General features: G+C 62.6%; 21 protein-coding genes. 8 read left to right on the top strand and 13 right to left on the bottom strand.

Annotated features, from left to right (window positions below):
- Window positions 1-5: 5 nt before the first annotated feature.
- Genes gmhB through glyQ form a run of 3 tightly spaced genes read right to left on the bottom strand, consistent with a single transcriptional unit; the run spans window position 6 to window position 3577 of the window.
- Entirely contained in the window at window positions 6-563 is a 558-nt protein-coding gene (gmhB, locus tag ACN9MZ_RS25690) for a D-glycero-beta-D-manno-heptose 1,7-bisphosphate 7-phosphatase (protein ID WP_426164759.1), read from the bottom strand.
- Window position 564: 1 nt separating this feature from the next.
- Window positions 565-2667, bottom strand: a complete 2103-nt coding sequence (gene glyS / locus ACN9MZ_RS25685; protein WP_426339658.1) for a glycine--tRNA ligase subunit beta — start codon at window positions 2665-2667, stop codon at window positions 565-567.
- Window positions 2668-2680: 13 nt separating this feature from the next.
- Window positions 2681-3577, bottom strand: coding sequence for a glycine--tRNA ligase subunit alpha (gene glyQ / locus ACN9MZ_RS25680; protein WP_426339657.1), 897 nt, complete (start codon window positions 3575-3577; stop codon window positions 2681-2683).
- 139 nt (window positions 3578-3716) lie between these two features.
- On the opposite strand from glyQ, the gene ACN9MZ_RS25675 reads away from it, so the two are divergent.
- On the top strand, window positions 3717-3995 hold the full coding sequence (locus tag ACN9MZ_RS25675; protein ID WP_426339656.1) for a hypothetical protein: 279 nt from the start codon (window positions 3717-3719) through the stop codon (window positions 3993-3995).
- A gap of 40 nt (window positions 3996-4035) precedes the next feature.
- Here ACN9MZ_RS25675 and lnt read toward each other — a convergent pair whose 3' ends face one another.
- Together lnt and ACN9MZ_RS25665 are read right to left on the bottom strand one after the other, a co-directional pair.
- The gene (lnt, locus tag ACN9MZ_RS25670; RefSeq protein ID WP_426339655.1) at window positions 4036-5574 is read right to left on the bottom strand and encodes an apolipoprotein N-acyltransferase; all 1539 of its coding nucleotides are present in this window, start codon (window positions 5572-5574) and stop codon (window positions 4036-4038) included.
- Window positions 5574-6452: an HlyC/CorC family transporter gene (locus ACN9MZ_RS25665; protein ID WP_426172317.1), complete on the bottom strand. Its 879-nt coding sequence runs from the start codon at window positions 6450-6452 to the stop codon at window positions 5574-5576. The genes lnt and ACN9MZ_RS25665 overlap by 1 nt, the downstream gene beginning before the upstream one ends.
- 85 nt (window positions 6453-6537) lie before the next feature.
- On the opposite strand from ACN9MZ_RS25665, the gene ACN9MZ_RS25660 reads away from it, so the two are divergent.
- Window positions 6538-7554, top strand: a complete 1017-nt coding sequence (locus ACN9MZ_RS25660; protein WP_426339654.1) for a transporter — start codon at window positions 6538-6540, stop codon at window positions 7552-7554.
- On the opposite strand, the gene ACN9MZ_RS25655 is transcribed toward ACN9MZ_RS25660, so the two are convergent.
- Entirely contained in the window at window positions 7551-8474 is a 924-nt protein-coding gene (locus ACN9MZ_RS25655) for a LysR family transcriptional regulator (protein WP_426339653.1), read from the bottom strand. The genes ACN9MZ_RS25660 and ACN9MZ_RS25655 overlap by 4 nt on opposite strands.
- Before the next feature lie 56 nt (window positions 8475-8530).
- Between ACN9MZ_RS25655 and ACN9MZ_RS25650 the strand changes: the two genes are divergently transcribed.
- Window positions 8531-9166, top strand: a complete 636-nt coding sequence (locus tag ACN9MZ_RS25650) for a LysE family translocator (RefSeq protein WP_426339652.1) — start codon at window positions 8531-8533, stop codon at window positions 9164-9166.
- Here the strand turns inward: ACN9MZ_RS25650 and ybeY are convergent.
- The 3 genes from ybeY to miaB are packed head-to-tail and all read right to left on the bottom strand — an operon-like array spanning window position 9163 to window position 12003.
- The gene (gene ybeY / locus ACN9MZ_RS25645) at window positions 9163-9621 is read right to left on the bottom strand and encodes an rRNA maturation RNase YbeY (RefSeq protein ID WP_426339651.1); all 459 of its coding nucleotides are present in this window, start codon (window positions 9619-9621) and stop codon (window positions 9163-9165) included. The two genes, ACN9MZ_RS25650 and ybeY, sit on opposite strands and share 4 nt — an antisense overlap.
- Window positions 9605-10672 carry a PhoH family protein gene (locus ACN9MZ_RS25640; protein ID WP_426339650.1) on the bottom strand — a complete coding sequence of 356 codons (1068 nt, stop codon included), beginning with the start codon at window positions 10670-10672 and terminating at the stop codon, window positions 9605-9607. Before ACN9MZ_RS25640 ends, ybeY begins: the two co-directional genes overlap by 17 nt.
- Window positions 10669-12003: a tRNA (N6-isopentenyl adenosine(37)-C2)-methylthiotransferase MiaB gene (gene miaB / locus ACN9MZ_RS25635; RefSeq protein ID WP_426339649.1), complete on the bottom strand. Its 1335-nt coding sequence runs from the start codon at window positions 12001-12003 to the stop codon at window positions 10669-10671. The genes ACN9MZ_RS25640 and miaB overlap by 4 nt, the downstream gene beginning before the upstream one ends.
- Window positions 12004-12097: 94 nt before the next feature.
- On the opposite strand from miaB, the gene ACN9MZ_RS25630 reads away from it, so the two are divergent.
- A complete protein-coding gene (locus tag ACN9MZ_RS25630) occupies window positions 12098-12403 on the top strand; it encodes a hypothetical protein (protein ID WP_426339648.1) in 306 nt (101 codons plus the stop codon).
- A gap of 205 nt (window positions 12404-12608) precedes the next feature.
- Entirely contained in the window at window positions 12609-12953 is a 345-nt protein-coding gene (locus ACN9MZ_RS25625) for a hypothetical protein (protein ID WP_055929479.1), read from the top strand.
- A 12-nt stretch (window positions 12954-12965) separates the two neighbouring features.
- Here the strand turns inward: ACN9MZ_RS25625 and ACN9MZ_RS25620 are convergent, their stop codons facing one another.
- Window positions 12966-13811 (bottom strand): HDOD domain-containing protein, encoded by an 846-nt coding sequence (locus ACN9MZ_RS25620; RefSeq protein ID WP_426339647.1) that lies wholly within the window; start codon window positions 13809-13811, stop codon window positions 12966-12968.
- Complete coding sequence (locus ACN9MZ_RS25615) at window positions 13808-14146, bottom strand: hypothetical protein (protein WP_426339646.1); 339 nt, start codon at window positions 14144-14146, stop codon at window positions 13808-13810. The genes ACN9MZ_RS25620 and ACN9MZ_RS25615 overlap by 4 nt, the downstream gene beginning before the upstream one ends.
- Window positions 14147-14266: 120 nt before the next feature.
- On the opposite strand from ACN9MZ_RS25615, the gene ACN9MZ_RS25610 reads away from it, so the two are divergent.
- Genes ACN9MZ_RS25610 through ACN9MZ_RS25600 form a run of 3 tightly spaced genes read left to right on the top strand, consistent with a single transcriptional unit; the run spans window position 14267 to window position 16694 of the window.
- The gene (locus tag ACN9MZ_RS25610) at window positions 14267-15862 is read left to right on the top strand and encodes a sensor histidine kinase (protein WP_426339645.1); all 1596 of its coding nucleotides are present in this window, start codon (window positions 14267-14269) and stop codon (window positions 15860-15862) included.
- A gap of 53 nt (window positions 15863-15915) precedes the next feature.
- A complete protein-coding gene (locus ACN9MZ_RS25605) occupies window positions 15916-16461 on the top strand; it encodes a DUF1697 domain-containing protein (RefSeq protein ID WP_426164729.1) in 546 nt (181 codons plus the stop codon).
- A gap of 59 nt (window positions 16462-16520) precedes the next feature.
- Window positions 16521-16694 carry a hypothetical protein gene (locus ACN9MZ_RS25600; protein ID WP_426339644.1) on the top strand — a complete coding sequence of 58 codons (174 nt, stop codon included), beginning with the start codon at window positions 16521-16523 and terminating at the stop codon, window positions 16692-16694.
- Here the strand turns inward: ACN9MZ_RS25600 and ACN9MZ_RS25595 are convergent.
- Together ACN9MZ_RS25595 and ACN9MZ_RS25590 are read right to left on the bottom strand one after the other, a co-directional pair.
- Entirely contained in the window at window positions 16689-16898 is a 210-nt protein-coding gene (locus ACN9MZ_RS25595) for a tautomerase family protein (protein WP_426339643.1), read from the bottom strand. The two genes, ACN9MZ_RS25600 and ACN9MZ_RS25595, sit on opposite strands and share 6 nt — an antisense overlap.
- Window positions 16899-16912: 14 nt before the next feature.
- Window positions 16913-17644 (bottom strand): SDR family NAD(P)-dependent oxidoreductase, encoded by a 732-nt coding sequence (locus ACN9MZ_RS25590; RefSeq protein WP_426339642.1) that lies wholly within the window; start codon window positions 17642-17644, stop codon window positions 16913-16915.
- Between the last annotated feature and the right edge of the window lie 99 nt (window positions 17645-17743).

The following is a 17743-nucleotide window of genomic DNA, read 5'->3' as shown; positions in this document are numbered from 1 at the left end:
TCCAATTAATCGGACTTAAGGATATGGTCTACAGTGGCCGCCAGGTCGGGGAAGACTTGCGTGCCGGGCGGCAGGCCACCCGTAGCATGAGTCTTCTCGCCCTTGCCCGTCAATACCAGGAACGGCACGCAGCCGCTGATGAAGCCGGCCTGCAGGTCGCGCAGCGAGTCGCCCACGGTCGGCACGCCTTTCAGGCTGATCTCGAAGCGTTTCGAGATTTCCGTGAACATGCCAGGTTTTGGCTTGCGGCAGTCGCAGTTGTCGGCTGCCGCGTGCGGGCAGAAGAAAATGGCGTCGATATCGGCGCCCACCTGCTGCGCCAGGCGGTGCATCTTCTGGTGGATCGCGTTCAGGGTGTTGATGTCGAAGTACTGGCGGGCGATGCCCGACTGGTTCGACGCGATCACCACGCGATAACCCGCCTGGTTCAGGCGGGCGATGGCTTCCAGCGAGCCCGGGATGGGGATCCACTCGTCCGGCGACTTGATGAAGTCGGGCGAATCGTGGTTGATCACGCCATCCCGGTCCAGGATGATCAGCTTGGTCGGCTGGGTCTGCGGCATATCAGGCTGCCAGCTTGGAAATGTCGGCCACGCGGTTCATCATGCCGTGCAGGGAGGACAGCAGCGCCAGGCGGTTGTTGCGCAGCGCGATATCCTCTGCCATCACCATCACGTCGTTGAAGAAGGCGTCGACTTCTTCCTTCAGTTGCGCCAATGTTTTGAGCGTGGCGCTGAAGTCGCCCTTGGCCCAGGCGGCGTCCACTTCCGGCGCCACGCGGCCCATGGCAGCGTGCAGGGCTTTCTCGGCTGCGTCCTGCAGCAGTTCTGCCTTGACGGTGGTGGCCTGTGCCAGGGCTTCCTCGTTCTTCTTCAGGATGTTGGTGATGCGCTTGTTGGCGCCGGCCAGCGAGACCGACTCCGGCAGGGCGGCAAAGGCTTGCACGGCCTCCAGGCGCTGCACGATGTCGTCCAGGCGGTCAGGGTTCTGCGCCACGACTGCTTCGATCTCGTTCACGCTGAAGCCGCGCTCGCGCAGCATGCCGCGCAGCCGGTCCATCATGAAGGCGGTGACTTCAGCTGTCGGGTCCTTGAAATTCGGCACGGCCACGAACTGCGCGACCGCGTCGCCCAGCAGCGCCGAGACGGACAGCGGCAGGCGCTTTTCCACCAGCATGCGCAGCACGCCCAGGGCGTGGCGGCGCAGCGCGAATGGGTCCTTGTCGCCGGTCGGCTGCAGGCCGATGGCCCAGATGCCGACCAGGGTTTCGACCTTGTCGGCCAGCGCTACGGCGGTGCCGGTGGCGGTCGATGGCAGGCTGTCGCCGGCAAAGCGCGGCTGGTAGTGCTCGGAAGCAGCCAGCGCGACTTCTTCATGTTCGCCGTCGTGGCGGGCATAGTAGGTACCCATGATGCCTTGCAGCTCAGGGAATTCGCCCACCATGTCGGTCAGCAGGTCGGCCTTGGACAGGCGTGCGGCGCGTTCGGCCAGCGCCTTGTCGCCGCCCAGGCGGCCGGCGATGGCGGCGGCCAGCGAGGTGACGCGCTCGGAGCGCTCGGCCTGGGTGCCCAGCTTGTTGTGGTACACGACGTTCTTCAGCAGCGGCAGGCGCGATTCCAGCGACTTCTTCTTGTCCTGCTCGAAGAAGAACTTGGCGTCGGACAGGCGCGGGCGCACGACACGCTCGTTGCCGCCAATGATGGCGGCCGGCGTGTCGGTTGCAATGTTCGACACGATCAGGAAGCGCGAACGCAGCTTGCCGTTGGCATCGGTCAGGGCGAAGTATTTCTGATTGGTCTGCATGGTGAGGATCAGGCATTCCTGCGGCACGGCCAGGAATTCTTCCTCGAAGTGGCATTCGTAGACGACCGGCCATTCGACCAGGGACGACACTTCTTCCAGCAGCGCTTCCGGCATCAGCACCTGGTCGGCGCCAGCTTTTTGCAGGAGGGCAGCGCGGATGGCATCCTTGCGCGCGTCGAAGCCTGCGACGACCTTGCCGGCGTCGGCCAGGGTGGCGGCGTAGGACTCGGCGTCGGCGATGGTCACTTCACGCTGGCCCGGTGCGGTCAGGAAACGGTGGCCTTCGGTCTTGTTGGCGGCGGTCAGGCCCAGCAGGGTCAGTGGCAGCACGGTGGCACCATGCAGGGCGATCAGCGCGTGGGCCGGGCGCACGAACTGCACGGTCTCGCCGTCTGGACGCTGGTAGCTCATCACCTTAGGAATCGGCAGCTTGGCGATGGTTTCTTCCAGCGCGGCTTGCGCGCCTGCTTGCAGCGCGGAGCCGGCTGCCAGCTTGGTGTAGAAGAAGCTTTCGGCCTTGCCGTCCTGGGCGCGTTCCATGTCGGCGACGGCGATGTCGGCCAGGCCCATGGCAGCCAGTTTCTTGGTCAGGGGCGCGGTCGGGTTGCCGTCGGCGTCGAGTGCGATGGCCACTGGCAGGATTTTTTCGCGTACCTGCTTGTCCGGCGAGGTGGCGCGCACCCTGGTGATCGATACGGCCAGGCGGCGCGGGGTGGCGTAGGTGGTGGCGACGCTGTCCTCTTCCAGGAAGTCGCGCGATTTCAGGCCGTTGACGATGCCCGCAGCGAAAGCGGCGCCCAGCTTGGGCAGGGCTTTCGGCGGCAGTTCTTCGGTCAGAAGTTCGATGAGCAGGGTCTGATTCATGTTCGGTATTCTTTTATTTGGCGACCATCGGGAAGCCGAGGCGTTCGCGGGACTCGTAGTAGGCCTGGGCCACCATGCGCGACAGGTTGCGCACGCGGCCGATGTAGGCGGCGCGCTCGGTCACGGAGATGGCGCCGCGGGCGTCCAGCATGTTGAAGCTGTGCGAGGCTTTCATGATCTGCTCGTAGGCCGGCAGGGTCAGTTGCAGCTCGATCAGGCGCTTGGCTTCGGACTCATGGTTCGCGAATTGGGCGAACAGCAGGTCGGTGTTGGCGTGCTCGAAGTTGTAGGTCGATTGTTCGACTTCGTTCTGGTGGAAGACGTCGCCGTACTTCAGCTGTTTCTTTTCCCCGTTTTCTTCCCACTCGGTCCATACCAGGTCATAGACGTTTTCCACGCCCTGCAGGTACATCGCCAGGCGCTCAACGCCATAGGTGATCTCGCCCAGCACCGGCTTGCAATCGAGGCCGCCTACTTGCTGGAAGTAGGTGAACTGGGTCACTTCCATGCCGTTCAGCCAGACTTCCCAGCCCAGGCCCCAGGCGCCCAGGGTCGGGCTTTCCCAGTCGTCTTCCACGAAACGCACGTCGTTCTGTTTCAGGTCCAGGCACAGGGCGGACAGGGAACCCAGGTACAGGTCCAGGATGTTTTCCGGAGCCGGCTTCAGCACCACCTGGTACTGGTAGTAGTGTTGCAGGCGGTTCGGGTTTTCGCCGTAGCGGCCATCTTTCGGGCGGCGCGATGGCTGGACGTAGGCGGCACGCCAAGGCTCAGGGCCGATGGCGCGCAGGAAAGTGCCGGTGTGGAAGGTGCCCGCGCCGACTTCCATGTCGTACGGCTGGAGCAATGCGCAGCCCTGCTTGTCCCAGTAGGTTTGCAGGGTCAGGATAATTTGTTGAAATGTCAGCATCGTGGTCGTTGGTGGCGCCCTGGGCGCGAGCGTTATCGGTTCGCTAAAACGGCTCATTTTAGCGGTTTTTGCGGCGAACCTGTAGAGTTTTGCCCGGCTGGCCGGTCCTTTGCTCCAAATCAAACCTTGGCGGCGCCGCGTGAACCTCAAGGCTGCAGCGGCCTCCAAGCAGCATGGACAGTACAAGCGCCGACTTCGATTCCCCGCCCCTGAGCGCTATCTGGCCAAGCTGATGCGTATTACTGAACCGGACGGCTCCAGATGCTTGTGGCATATCGAAGTCCAGACCGCCAGCCAGGCCGATTTTGCGGGGCGCATGTTTATTTGCTACTGCCGCCTGTATCAACGCTTTCGCCTGCCGGTGCGTAGCATCGCTGTGGTTGGCCTAAGGCAAAGGTTCTCGATGTTCATGAGCTAATGCGTTTTGGTCCGTTAGATGAGCACGTGCAGCAAGTTCGTTAGCGCCTGCCAGCTCGCGACCAGAGCCAGGCGCCCGCGATGGCCAGGCCGGCGAATGCTAGGAACAGCTTGTTCTGCAGCTTGATGTAAGGCGTGTCGCCCGACATGCCTTGTACCGTTGCGCTCAATACGCCCGGCTGCCGATAAGGCAACGCGTGCACCACTTCGCCGCGTGGGGAGATCACGACCGTGGCGCCGCTATTGGTGGCGCTCAGCATCGGCCGGCCGGTTTCCAGCGCACGCATCTGCGACATCTGCAAGTGCTGCGAAATGGCGATCGATTCGCCATACCAGGCCAATTCCGACACGTTCAGCATCACCGTGGCACCGGTCAGCGAAATCTGTTCCGCGATCTCTTCACCGAACACGTTTTCGTAGCAGATATTCGGCAGCACTTTCTGGTCCTTCACCGGGAACGGGGCCTGGATCACAGCGCCGCGTGTCTGGTCACCGAGCGGGATCTGCATCAGGTTGGTGAACCAGCGGAAGCCAGTCGGGATGAATTCACCGAACGGCACCAGGTGGTGCTTATCGTAGCGATAAGTGCTGCTGGAGAGCGAAGGCGGCAGGCCAAGCACGCTGTTCGAATATTCCACGCCATTGGTCATCGGCATGCCCAGCACGATATGGCTGCCGGTACGGCGAGCGAACTGGCCGTAGGAATCCAGGTAGCCAGGCGGCAGTTGCGAGGCAAACAGTGGCACGCCCGTTTCCGGAATTGCGATCAGGTCGGCGGGAGCCGCAGTTACCACTTGCTGGTACATGCGCAGGATGTCGCCGAGATGCTTGATGTCGAATTTATTCTCCAGCGGGACATTGCCCTGAACCAGGCGCACCGACAGGGGATTGCCGGAAGGCGTCGTCCATTCGACCCGGCCCAGCGCAAAGCCGCCGATCCAGATCGCCGCCACCAGCGCAATCGCTTTGTAGCGGAACGGATGCATCAGCAGCGGCAGGGCGCCGGCAGTCATGGCGGCCAGCCAGCTGATACCGTACACGCCTAGCACCGGTGCATAGCCGGCCAGCGGAGAAGTATTGTGTGCGTAGCCTGCAGTCACCCAAGGGAAACCGGTGAACAACCATCCGCGCAGGAATTCGAACAAGGCCCAGCAAGACGGTAGCACCAGCAGTGTGGCAGCAGGCAGCGGCAAGGGCCAGCGCTTGCGCAGCCAGGCGGTTGCAGCCAGGGCGCCCGAGGCATACAGCGCCATCGCCGCCGCCAGCAGGGCGATCGAAATGGCGGCCAGCGGCGCCGGCATGCCGCCGAAATTGTGGATCGCGATGTACAACCAATGGAATCCCGCCAGGCACCACCCAAAGCCGAAGGCCCAGCCGACCAGGGCGGAGGCACGCACGCCATCCGCACGCAAGGCCTGGTAGGCCAGCATTGCCAGCGAAAGGATCTGTAGCGGCCACCAGCCGAACGGCGCGAACGCGAACACGCCCGCCGCGCCGGAGGTGGCGGCGATCAGCATGCGGCTACGGGTAGAGCGGGGCGCGGCAGGCGGTTCGCCTGCCTTGCTTTTACGCCAGCGCATCAGTCCTGCTCGTCCACGGAGGCCGGCAGTTTTTCAACCGTCAGCACATGGACTTGGCGCGCATCGGCGCGCAGCACTTCAAAGCGCAGGTTGGCGATGTCGAAGGTATCGCCCTTGTGCGGCATGCGGCCCAGGTGCTTGGCCACCAGGCCGCCGATGGTGTCGACATCCTCGTCGGCCAGGTCGGCATCCAGCTCTTCATTGAACTGTTCCAGCTCGGTCAACGCCTTGATGCGCCAGCGCGGGCCGATTTTGCCTTCCTTGATGGAGAGGATATTGTCTTCTTCTTCGTCGAAATCGTATTCGTCTTCGATATCGCCGACGATCTGCTCCAGCACGTCCTCGATGGTGATCAGACCGGCCACGCCGGAGTACTCATCGACCACGATGGCCATGTGGTTATGGTTGGCGCGGAAGTCGCGCAGCAGCACGTTCAGACGTTTCGATTCCGGGATGAAGATCGCAGGGCGCAGCATGTCGCGCACGTCGAACGATTCTTCCGCGTAATAGCGCAGCAGGTCCTTGGCCAGCAGGATGCCGACCACCTTGTCGCGTTCACCTTCGATGGCAGGGAAGCGCGAGTGGGCCGTTTCCAGCACCAGCGGGAGCCATTCCTCGATCGGTTTGGTAATGTCGATGACGTCCATCTGCGAGCGCGGGATCATGATGTCACGCGCCGACAGGTCCGACACCTGGAACACGCCTTCGATCATCGACAACGCGTCGGCGTCGATCAAGTTGCGTTCATGGGCGTCGTGCAGGACTTCAAGCAGCTCCGAGCGGCTCTCGGGCTCAGGGGAAATCAGGGCGGTGAGTCGCTCGAACAGCGACCGGTGTGGTTTAGCGTCATTCCTGACGCTACTAGAGTGCTCTTGCATAATTGGCATTAAAGCCGTTGTTCCGAAGTGCTATAGCATACACTAAACGGCCGAGTCCCGGCCGAAATTATCAGATTGGAAACTCATGCAGATCAGTGCAGTCACCTATGGCTCCGACCAATGCGGCCTCGTATGCGCTTACCTGTTCGGGCGCGGTCCGCAGCCGGTGCCGATCGAGGCATCCGAGGCCGAACAATGGCTGCGCGACGCAGGCACCCCGGCAGGGGAGTTCATCTGGCTGCATTTCAACCTTGCTAACACCGCCAGCGAAAAATGGATGCGCGAACATGCCGTGCTGGCCAATGAATATTACGACAGCCTGCATGAAGAGGGCGCGCGCTCGACCCGCATCGAGCAGGCCGACGATACCCTGGTGGCGGTGGTCAACGACGTGCTGCGCGACTTCAGTTTCGAGCCATCGGACATTTCCAGCGTCTGCCTGAGTGTCGACCGGCGGCTGGTGGTCAGCGCCCGGCGCAAGCCATTGCAGGCAGTCGAAAGGCTGCGGCAGGCCGTGCGCGGCGGCGAGAACCTGATCTCCAGCGTTGTGCTGCTGACCCACCTGTTGCGCGACCAGGCGGACGTGCTGACCCGCATCGTGCGCGACGCTACCGGCAAGGTGGATCGGATCGAGGACAGCCTCCTGTCGGGCAAGCTGAAATTCAAGCGCGCTGACCTGGGCGCCCTGCGGCGGGTGCTGGTGCGGCTGCAACGGCTGCTGGCGCCAGAGCCGGCGGCCTTGTTCCGCCTGCTGCAACGGCCGCCTTCGTGGGCCAGCGAGGCGGATCGGCAGGAACTTCGCGAATCGACCGAGGAATTTGCGGTGGTGCTGAACGACATGGCGGCGCTGCAGGAGCGCATCAAGCTGCTGCAGGAAGAGATTGCGGCCCTGGTCAACGAAGCCAATAACCGCAGCCTCTATGTGTTGACCATCGTGACCGTGCTGGCGCTGCCGATCAATATCATTGCCGGCTTGCTGGGGATGAATGTCGGCGGCGTGCCGCTGGCCGACGACAAGGCCGGCTTCTGGATCATCGCCGGCATTGTGGTGCTGTTTACCGTGGTGGCGGGGGCTTGGCTGTTCCGCCAGCGTAACGATTAGACGGCGTTCCCGCGTTCCTTCAGCCACTGCGTGAACAGGTCCACGCGAGGCGACGCGCGCTGGCGGCCCACGGCAAACGAATACGTGCCGCTTTCGATAGCGGCCGGCAGGATGCGCTGAAGTGTCGCGTGCTCGAGCATTGCCGCGACAAAGGCCTCCGGCACCACCAGCACGCCGAGGCCTTGCACAGCAGCCTGGATAGCCAGCACGGTGTTGTCAAATTCAATGGCCGGTGCCAGCGTCCTGGCATCGATGCCATGCGCCTGGCTCCATAATGGCCACAGGTCGGGCCGCGAGCGCATGCCGATGCGCGGCGCCGTGGCCAGCCAGTACATGTCGTCCGGCTCACGCGAGCACAGGCCTGCAGCGAAGGATGGGCTCGACACCAATACGCAGTGCTCGCGCATGAACAGCTGTGAGGGCATGCCGCGCAATTCCGCCACCTCGCGCCGCAGGAAAACATCGACCGGCGCGGAAGGATTGATGTCGCCGTCCGCGGTGCGCACATCAATGTGGATGTGCGGATATCGCTGGCGGAAGCCCGTCAGTTGCGGAATCAGCCAATGCATGGCCAGCGTCACGCTGGTGTCGACCAGGATCGAGGCCTGGTTTCCCGGGTTGCCGCCGGGTTCGAGCATGCCGACGATGTCCGCCATCTTGCCGGCGGCCTGTTCATGCAACTGCCGGCCGGCGGCGGTTAGCGCGGCCGCATTGCCGGCCGTGCGCTCGAACAGTATTTGCCTGAGGTGGTCTTCGAGCGCCTGAACCTGGCGGCTGACGGCGCCCGGCGTCAGGTGCAGGGCTTGTGCCGCCTGGCGGAAACCGCCTTCCCGCACGACGATGCAGAAAAGATGGAGTGCATGGAGAGGCGGACGGACGGTCATCGATTGCTCGGCAAGATAGTGTTGAGGAATACTCAACACATCATACCAAGATCTCGTTTGAATGCCGGTCGGGCAAGCGGCACACTGCGCGCATGAACAATACTTATTGGATGTTTCTGCTCATGGTGGTCTTCACCGTGTCGAGCCCGGGGCCGGGGGTGTTGATGACGCTGGATAATGCCATTGCGACCGGCTGGCGCTCGGCCATGCATGGAGTGCTGGGACTGGCCATCGGCGCCGCGCTCATGGCCGGCTTGTCTTCGGCCGGCATTGGGCTGCTGATTCGTTCCTCGCCAGCCTCGTTCCTGCTGCTGAAGTATTGCGGCGTCAGCTACCTCTTCTACCTCGCCTACAAGGCCTGGGGCCGCGTGCCCGCACCCATCGGACAAGGCGCCGCAGCGGGCCAGGCGCAAGACGCCGGCGGCTGTCGCAAGCGCCTGCTGCGCGGTGCTTTGCTCCAGACGAGCAACCCGAAGTCGCTGCTGTTCTTCCTGTCTGTCCTGCCGCAAGTGGCCGGCGCCGCGGGAGCCGCGCGACAGCAGGTACCGCTGGCCCTGGCCATTGCCACCTATTGCATGGTGCTGGTTGTGATCCACGCGATCTATGCGGGGCTGGCGGCGAAGGCGCGCGCGTGGCTCAGCCGGCCGAGCGCAGCGCGCACCCTGTCGCGCCTGAGCGCTTGCGTGTTCTGCGCCTTCGGCGTGACGATGCTGACGCTGGAACTCTAGTACGGGTCGGCGTAACCGAGGCCGGTGACGATTTCAGTTTCGATGCCTTCCATCTCGGCCGCTTCGTCGTCGTCCTCGTGGTCGTAGCCCTGGGCATGCAATACGCCGTGCACGATCAGGTGGGCGGTGTGCTCTTCCACGGTTTTCTTCTGCTCGGCCGCTTCGCGCTGCAGTACGTCGGTGCACAGGATGATGTCGGCGCGCGTCGGCTCGTCCTCGTCCATTTCCTCGCCCTCGTTGTAGGCGAAGGTCAGCACATTGGTGGCGTAGTCCTTGCCGCGGTAGTCGCGGTTCAGCTCCTGGCCTTCTTCCGCATCGACGAAACGGATGGTCAGTTCGGCCGGCGCGAACAGGGCCGCCTTGACCCATTTGCGGATCATCGGGCGGGTGATTGCTTCCTGCAGGCGCGGGTCGGCGTATTGGACGGACAGGGCCAGCTTATTTTTTTCGGACATTGCGCACAGCTTTCACAGCAGGTTTCACGGTTTGCAGCAGGGGCGCCATTTCGGCGCTGGCTTCCTGCGCATTTTCATAGGCATCGACAATGCGCGCCACCAACGGATGGCGTACCACGTCGGCGCTGGAGAACTGGCTGAAGGCGATGCCGCGCACATTGCGCAGCACGTGCATGGCATCGACCAAGCCGGATTTCTGGTGCTTTTGCAGGTCGATCTGGGTCACGTCGCCCGTCACCACGGCCTTGCTGCCAAAGCCGATACGGGTCAGGAACATCTTCATCTGTTCGACAGTGGTGTTCTGCGCCTCGTCCAGGATGACGAAGGCGTGGTTCAGCGTGCGGCCGCGCATATAGGCAAGCGGGGCGATCTCGATCACCTGTTTCTCGAACATCTTCTGTGTTCGGTCGAAACCGAGCAGGTCGTACAGCGCGTCGTACAGCGGGCGCAAATACGGGTCGACTTTCTGCGCCAGGTCGCCCGGAAGGAAGCCCAGGCGCTCGCCCGCTTCCACTGCAGGGCGGGTCAGGATGATGCGCTTGACCGCGTCGCGCTCCAGGGCGTCGACCGCACAAGCCACTGCCAGATAGGTCTTGCCGGTACCGGCCGGGCCGATGCCGAAGCTGATGTCGTGGTCGAGGATATTGCGCAGGTAGCGGATCTGGTGCGGCGTGCGGCCGCGCAGGTCGTTGCGGCGCGTTTTCAGCACCGGGCTGGTGATGTCCGGTTCGTGAAACGGCGGCTCCTCGCCCGGCGGGCCGAAATCGTCCGGCGCCGCGCTGGCGCGCTGCTCGACCAGCGCGAGCTGGACTTCCTCCACCGGCACAACCTTGTCGGCGACTTCATAGAAGCGCTCGAGGATGGCGACTGCGCGTTCGGCATTGGTGCCGCTGACAATGAATTTTTCGCCGCGGCGGAAAATGGTCACGTCCAGCGCCGCTGAAATCTGGCGCAGGTTTTCATCGAGCGGGCCGCACAAATGGGCCAGGCGCGTGTTGTCCAGTGGTTCTGGAACGAAGTAGTGCGGTTGCACCGGGGTTTTTGTTTTCAAAGTATCGCTTCTCCGCGCAGGGAGTAATCCAGGCTTTCGGTGATGCGCACGCTGACCATCTGGCCAATCAGTGCCTGCGCATTGGCGCCGCCGTCGAAGTGCACGGTGCGGGTATTGCTGGCGCGGCCTTGCATTTCATTGCCGCCGCGCTTGGACTGGCCTTCCACCAGCACCTGCATGGTCATGCCGACCATGGCGGCGCTGTGGCGCTTGGTGTTCTCGTCGAACAGGACTTGCAGGCGCTGCAGGCGGGCCGATTTGACGTCGGCCGGGGTGTCGTCGGCCAGGTTGGCGGCCGGCGTGCCGGGCCGCTTGCTAAAGATGAAACTGAAGCTGTTGTCGAAGTCGACGTCCTGCACCAGCTTGACCATGGCGTCGAAATCGTCGTCGGTCTCGCCGGGGAAGCCGACGATGAAGTCCGAAGAGATCACCACGTTCGGGCGCACCGCGCGCACCTTGCGGATGATGGATTTGTATTCCAGCGCAGTGTAGCCGCGCTTCATGGCGCCCAGGATCTTGTCCGAGCCATGCTGGGCCGGCAGGTAAAGCTGGTCGGCCAGTTTCGGGATCTTTGCGTAGCAGTCGATCAGGCGCTGCGTGAACTCCTTCGGATGACTGGTGACGAAGCGGATGCGTTCAATACCGGGAATCTCGGCCACGTATTCGATCAGCATGGCGAAATCGGCGACGCTGCCGTCGGCTGTCTGGCCGCGGAAGGCATTCACGTTCTGGCCGAGCAGCATGACTTCCTTCACGCCCTGGGCGGCCAGGCCGGCTACTTCGGTCAGCACGTCTTCGAAGCGGCGCGACACTTCCTCGCCGCGGGTGTAGGGCACCACACAGTAGGAACAGTACTTGGAGCAGCCTTCCATGATCGAGACGTAGGCGAAAGCGCCTTCCACGCGCGCCGGCGGCAGGTGGTCGAACTTTTCGATCTCGGGGAAGCTGATGTCGATCTGCGGCTTGCCGGTGTGGCGGCGCAGTTCGATCATCTTCGGCAGGCGGTGCAGGGTTTGCGGGCCAAACACCACGTCCACCAGCGGCGCGCGCTTGACGATGGCTTCGCCCTCCTGCGAGGCGACGCAACCGCCCACGCCAATCACCAGTTCAGGCTTGGCTTGCTTGAGCTTCTTGAAGGTGCCCAGGTCCGAAAACACCTTTTCCTGCGCCTTTTCGCGCACGGAGCAGGTGTTGAGGAGGATAACGTCGGCGTCTTCCGGGGATTCGGTGCGTACCAGTCCCTCGGACGCGCCGAGCAGGTCTGCCATCTTGTCCGAGTCGTACTCGTTCATCTGGCAGCCGAAGGTTTTGATGAATACTTTTTTCTGCATACCCGCAAGTTTACCGTAAATCGCCAATTGTCCCTTGAAAACCGGCCCCGCGAGCTCTAGAGTTAAAAGAGCAATTTTCTGCGGGAGCTATGTCATGGCTATCAATGGAATAGGACCGACCACGCCAAATTTCCAGCAGGTGGACAGTGCTGCTGCCGAACGCCGCCTGGCCGAACAGCGCCAGTTGCAGCAGGAAGAGCAGCGCCTGCGCGAGCAGCAGGCCGCAAGCACCGGGCAAATCAGTACCCGCCGTGAAGAAACTCGTGCCCTCGAGCAAGCGCAATCGGCCGAGCTGCAAGATTTCCTCACCCGGCAGGACCTGCTGGCCCAGAATGCCCAGACAAGCCAGCGCACGCCGGGCACGCTGGCGCCGGGCAGCATCATTTCCGTTACCGCCTGAAATATCCACGCAACACAATTTCCGTAGGGTTCTTTCGTGCGACACAGGAATAATGACTGTGTTGAAATGGCATTGTTGTCAAGATTTTCGGCAAATCATCGCCAAGTCTTGATGTTGAACAAGGTTCGCTACGCAGCGCAGTAAGAAGATTAGCAAGACTGCAAGGCCCTTTCCTCAACACTCCACTGTCAAGAGAGGATCAATCATGGCACACCACGCTCTCGCTTCGCAGGAAAGCTACAACCCGAACCACCTGCTGGACATCCTGCTCGGCAAAATGCAATTGAAGAACGATGCTGCGCTGTCGCGCATGCTGGAAGTCGCACCGCCCGTCATCAGTAAAATCCGCCACCATCGCTTGCCAGTCGGCGCATCCCTGCTGATTCGCATGCATGAAGTGACCGGCATGAGCATTCGCGAGCTGCGCGACTTGATGGGCGATCGCCGCACCAAGTATCGCCTGTCGGATGCGCAAGGCCGCCCGAAGCCAGAGGACAAGCCAGTCGGCGCCTCGACCCAGGGCGGCATGCCGCAGGCCAGCGCGCACTAAGCGCGCTGCGCATCAGGCCATCAGCACCAACGCAATTTCTTCATATTGCAGTTCCGTTTCGCGGAACAGGTGCAGGAAAGTGTCTTCGCCCAGGTTGAGCGCTTTCCAGGCAATCGGGGAAACGGGCGGCACCAGGTCGTCCGGTTTCTGCACCAGGTCGAGCGCATGCACCACCGCGTCGGCCACGTGGACGATGGCAGCCAGGAAGCCGGCCCCCGGCTTTCCGGGTTCGTGGTGGCCGGCGATCGCCAGCCGCATCGTGTCTGAAAAATTCCAGTGCTCCGCCAACGCCAGGCCGGCTTCGACATGGTCGATGCCGAGCACGGCACGTTCCGCCTCCAGCGTATAGCAGTCATTCTCCTTCTGGTAGGCGATCGCCTCGGCATACCGCTCTGGGAAGGTCGACACCAGCACCAAGCGTCCGATATCGTGCAGCAGCCCTGCCGTGAAAGCATAATCCTGGTTGAAGCGCACGTGGCGCGCCAGCACCTTGGCGCAAGCTGCCGTCGCTATCGAATGGCGCCAGAACATGCCGTGGTCGAAGCCGGGGCACTGCTTGCCGGCGAAGCAGCCGGTCACTGCGGCCGCCGTAATCAGGTTGCGCGTGCTCTGGAAACCGAGGAAGGTAATCGCTTGCTGGATCGTGGTCACCTTGACCTGCAGCCCGAACAGCGACGAATTCGCCAGGCGCAGCGTCTTAGCAGTCAAGGCCTGGTCATGCGAGACCTTCTTGGCCAGCACGGCAATATCGATTTCTTCCTGGTCCACACTGTTCAGCAGTTCCATCACCACGGCCGGCAGCGAAGGCAGGTCGTCCAGGTTTTTCACCACGTCGTCATAACTGAGCGGTTCGCTCATGCAGCCTCCTTGCCAATGCGGAATTCCGTGACCAGGGTGCGCAGCGCCTTGGCCGCAGAGTCGTCGGCATCGGCCGGGTCGTGGCGGCGGAACAGCACTTCGATGCGCGCCAGGTGGGCTTCGCGCTCGGCGGCCGTTTGCGCAGGGTCGGGCGGCGTGTCGTCAACCACGGCGAGCGACTCGATGCCGTGGCCTTGCAGGCGCTCCAGCATGCGTTCGGTCAGCACGGCGCCTGCCGGCAGGAGGACCTGGCCGTGCGTGTCCAGCAGTTCGTCGGAAAGCACCATGCCAGGCTCGACCTTGGCAAGGGGCAGGTGGCGGTAGGTCGCCGTCATTTTTTTGTCTCCGTCATATGCATGCCAGATCTTACCTCAGTGCCGGGAAGGCATCACCCTTAAAATCTTGCCAAGTCACACCGCTTCCCTTACATTGGGGGGAATATGGGGAGGGAGTGAATGTTTGGTATCCAAGGCCGGCTGACTGCACTGTTCGTTGTGATCGTCACCGTCGTGCTGGGCATTTCCGGCACCTACGCCCAATACAGCCTGGGTCACGAACTGGAAGTCGCTAACCAGCGCCTGCGCGAGGGCGTGCTGACCCGCTTGCAGACCAGCCTGCCATCCGCCCTGTGGGACCTCGACAAGGCCAAGGTCGACAATATCGTGGCAGCCGAGATGCTGCCGCCGGAACTGGTTGCGATCCGGGTCTACGACACCTCGGTCGGCCTGTTTTCCGGCAAGCGCCGCAAGGAAGACGGCAGCATCGTCCCCATCGAATCCGAAACAGCCGTGCAGGGCGCACCGGTGGTGGCCGACCTGGCGTACCGCGATGCCGGCGCCGCCGGCAGTGCCCTGAAACCGGTGATCGTCGGCCGTGTGGTGGTCAATTTCACCCGTGCCCAGATCGATGCCACGCTGGCCGCCGAAGTGCGCCGCAAAGTGGTGGAAGTGCTGACGCTGGACCTGATCCTGGTGGTGGCGCTGGCGCTGTCCCTGCGCATCGTGTTCGATCCCTTGAAGAAGCTGCGCGACGGCTTGTTCGAACTGGCCACGCGCGGTTCCGATGAAGTGGAGGAGCTGCCGGAAAAGCGCAGCGATGAACTGGGCGACGTGATCCGCGGCTTCAATGCCATCCAGCGCAAGGTTAAATCGATCATCAAGCGCACCCGCGAAGCGGAAGACCTGGCGCGCCGCTCGGCGCAGGAAACAGCACAGGCGCTGGACGACTTGCGGCGCACCCAGGAATCCCTGCTGCAGGCCGAGCGCCTGGCGTCCCTCGGTTCGCTGGTGGCCGGCGTGGCCCATGAAATCAACACGCCAGTCGGTATCGCCCTGACCAGCGCTTCGGTGCTGATGGATGCCACCACGGCCGTCGACGAGTCGATGAAGGCCGGCCAGGTAAAGAAGTCGGAGATCCAGAAATACATCGATACGGCCGGTGAAAGCGCGCGCCTGATCATGAACAATGCTTACCGCGCAGCGCACCTGATCCACAGCTTCAAGCAGATTGCGGTCGACCAGGTCAGCGAAGCGCGACGCCGCTTCGAACTGAAGGAATACATTGGCGAAGTGGTATCGAGCCTGCAGCCGAAGCTGAAGAAGACCCGCATCGTGGTCGCCATCAACTGCCCCGACGACGTCATTCTGGACAGCTATCCCGGCGCCCTGGCGCAGGTCATCACCAACCTCACGCTGAACTGCGTGGAACACGCCTTCGAACCCGATGGCGCCGGCAATATCGACATCAACGTGATCCCGGAAGGCGACAACATCGAGATGCAGGTAGTCGACAATGGCAAGGGCATCGCGCCGGATATGCTGGACAAGGTATTCGACCCCTTCGTCACTACCCGGCGCGGGCAGGGCGGTACCGGCCTGGGCCTGAACATCGTCTTCAACCTCGTCGTCAAGCAGTTCGGCGGCACCATTTCGGTGTCGAGCACGCTGGGCAAGGGCGCCAGTTTCGTCTTCCGCATCCCGCGCGTGACGCCGGGCGACGAAAACCAGGACAAGCACCCGGACGCCCCCTTGCACGCGCCGACTGCGAGCTGAGCGCCGCCGCAACAGCATCTGCCGCATACTGAAGCCATGCAGGGAGGAATGTCATGGATAAGCAGCGCCTGATCGCCTTGTTGCGCGGCATTAACGTCGGACGCGCAAAACGCGTGGCGATGGCCGATCTGCGCAAGGTGCTGAGCGATATGGGCTACGGTGACGTGCGCACGCTGCTCAACAGTGGCAACGTGGTGTTTGATTGCAATGCCGCCGATGCCGCCGACAGTGCTGCGCGCATCGAAGAAGCACTGGTGCTCAAACTGGGCGTGCCGGCCAAAGTCACCGTGATCGAGGCCGCCCAGTTGGCCGAGATCGTCAAGGAAAACAGCCTGCAGGAGGTGGCCAGCGACCATTCGCGGCTGCTGGTGGCTGTCCTCAACAGGCCCGATGAAGACCGCGGCAAGCTGGAACCGCTGGCGCGGCAGAGCTGGCAGCCGGAAGCGTTCGCACTCGGCCGCCACGCCGCCTACATCTGGTGCCCCGATGGCGTGCTGACCAGCCGCGCCGCCGCCGCCATGGGCAAGGCGCTGGGCGATGCGGTCACCTCGCGCAACTGGAGCACCATCAGCAAATTGCACGCGATGGCAAATAATTAGTTGTCGACTGTCGCATCCAGCGTCTAAAATCGCTTATCCATGATTTTGTCAGATGCACAATGAAGATTAGCGATTCGATAAGAGGTGCCATGATATTGGGTGCTGTCGTACTGGCCTTGGTCATCGGTGGGTTTGCTGTGGCCGACAATGGCTGGCAAAAAGTCAGCTGTATTGGCCGCGCCATTGTCGGTGGTGTCGCCTTGAGCAATATCCACAGCGTTTGCGGCTTATGAATGGCGGGCGCGCCGCTCTGCCACCGATTCAAGTCCCACTCCCCAGCTATCGGTCTCCACTTCGTCGATGATGACGAAGGTGGTGGCCGGGTCCTTGTCCAGCACCTCCTGCAGCATCCTGGTGGTGCGGGCGATCAGTTCCTTCTTCTGTTCCACGGTCGGGCCGCCTTGTTCGCGGGTGACCTTGATGTTCACGTAGGGCATGCCAGTCTCCTTGCTTACCAGTTGCCGGCTGCCGCGCCGTCATCGACGGTCAGCACGTGGCCGGAGATGAAGCTCGAATCAGTCAGGTACAGCACCGCGTCGGCGATGTCGTCGGCCGTACCCATCCTGTGGGTCGGCACCAGGCCTTTCAGGAATTCCTGGGTGCCGGCATCCGTGCTGTGCAGCGGGGTGCTGATGATGCCGGGTGCTACCGCGTTCACCTTGATGTTCTTGTTGGCCACCTCCAGCGCCAGGGCGCGCGTCGCCATGTTCAGGCCGCCCTTGATCAGCACGGGCAGCAGCGCGGTCGCCTTGGCCGGCGTCACGCCCAGGCTGGCGGTGATGTTGACGATGTGGCCGCCGCCGTTGGCCGCCATGTGGCGCACCGCTTCCTGTGCCGGGAACAGGAAGCCCTTCAGGTTGGTCGCCACGATGGCGTCGGTCTCGGCTTCGGTGTAGTCGACGGCCGGCTTGGCGATGAAGATGCCGGCGTTATTCACCAGGATGTCGACCTTGCCGAAACGCGCAGCCGCTTTCTCGAACAGTTCCCTGGCGGTCGCCGGCGCGGCGATATCGCCCGCCACCGGCAGGAAGTTGCCTGGATTTCCGAGGTGGGCCGCTGCCGTTTGCAGGCGGTCCATGGTGCGGGCATTGCCGACCACGTTGTAGCCGCGCGCCAGGTAAGCCTTGGCGATGGCAAAGCCCAGGCCGCTGGAAGCGCCGGTCACGATTGCTGTCTTAGTCATTTGAAACTCCATGAGTTTGGTTGAGGTGAGTCCACTATACTTATGACGTATAGGTAGATAAATATGGTTCCAGGCAATTGACTTGATACATGGGGTAAT

This window comes from Pseudoduganella sp. S-14 (assembly GCF_049913285.1).
In the GTDB taxonomy this organism is placed as follows: Bacteria; Pseudomonadota; Gammaproteobacteria; order Burkholderiales; family Burkholderiaceae_D; genus Rugamonas.
Note: the sequence above shows the minus strand (reverse complement) of the source record. Positions and strands in the feature narration are given on the sequence as shown.

Bases quoted from the DNA above. Each gene is read 5' to 3' on its own strand.
- gmhB (WP_426164759.1), bottom strand. From the start codon at position 563: ATGCCGCAGACCCAGCCGACCAAGCTGATCATCCTGGACCGGGATGGC.
- glyS (WP_426339658.1), bottom strand. From the start codon at position 2,667: ATGAATCAGACCCTGCTCATCGAACTTCTGACCGAAGAACTGCCGCCG.
- glyQ (WP_426339657.1), bottom strand. From the start codon at position 3,577: ATGCTGACATTTCAACAAATTATCCTGACCCTGCAAACCTACTGGGAC.
- lnt (WP_426339655.1), bottom strand. From the start codon at position 5,574: ATGCGCTGGCGTAAAAGCAAGGCAGGCGAACCGCCTGCCGCGCCCCGC.
- ACN9MZ_RS25665 (WP_426172317.1), bottom strand. From the start codon at position 6,452: ATGCAAGAGCACTCTAGTAGCGTCAGGAATGACGCTAAACCACACCGG.
- ACN9MZ_RS25660 (WP_426339654.1), top strand. From the start codon at position 6,538: ATGCAGATCAGTGCAGTCACCTATGGCTCCGACCAATGCGGCCTCGTA.
- ACN9MZ_RS25650 (WP_426339652.1), top strand. From the start codon at position 8,531: ATGAACAATACTTATTGGATGTTTCTGCTCATGGTGGTCTTCACCGTG.
- ybeY (WP_426339651.1), bottom strand. From the start codon at position 9,621: ATGTCCGAAAAAAATAAGCTGGCCCTGTCCGTCCAATACGCCGACCCG.
- miaB (WP_426339649.1), bottom strand. From the start codon at position 12,003: ATGCAGAAAAAAGTATTCATCAAAACCTTCGGCTGCCAGATGAACGAG.
- ACN9MZ_RS25630 (WP_426339648.1), top strand. From the start codon at position 12,098: ATGGCTATCAATGGAATAGGACCGACCACGCCAAATTTCCAGCAGGTG.
- ACN9MZ_RS25625 (WP_055929479.1), top strand. From the start codon at position 12,609: ATGGCACACCACGCTCTCGCTTCGCAGGAAAGCTACAACCCGAACCAC.
- ACN9MZ_RS25620 (WP_426339647.1), bottom strand. From the start codon at position 13,811: ATGAGCGAACCGCTCAGTTATGACGACGTGGTGAAAAACCTGGACGAC.
- ACN9MZ_RS25615 (WP_426339646.1), bottom strand. From the start codon at position 14,146: ATGACGGCGACCTACCGCCACCTGCCCCTTGCCAAGGTCGAGCCTGGC.
- ACN9MZ_RS25610 (WP_426339645.1), top strand. From the start codon at position 14,267: ATGTTTGGTATCCAAGGCCGGCTGACTGCACTGTTCGTTGTGATCGTC.
- ACN9MZ_RS25605 (WP_426164729.1), top strand. From the start codon at position 15,916: ATGGATAAGCAGCGCCTGATCGCCTTGTTGCGCGGCATTAACGTCGGA.
- ACN9MZ_RS25600 (WP_426339644.1), top strand. From the start codon at position 16,521: ATGAAGATTAGCGATTCGATAAGAGGTGCCATGATATTGGGTGCTGTC.
- ACN9MZ_RS25595 (WP_426339643.1), bottom strand. From the start codon at position 16,898: ATGCCCTACGTGAACATCAAGGTCACCCGCGAACAAGGCGGCCCGACC.
- ACN9MZ_RS25590 (WP_426339642.1), bottom strand. From the start codon at position 17,644: ATGACTAAGACAGCAATCGTGACCGGCGCTTCCAGCGGCCTGGGCTTT.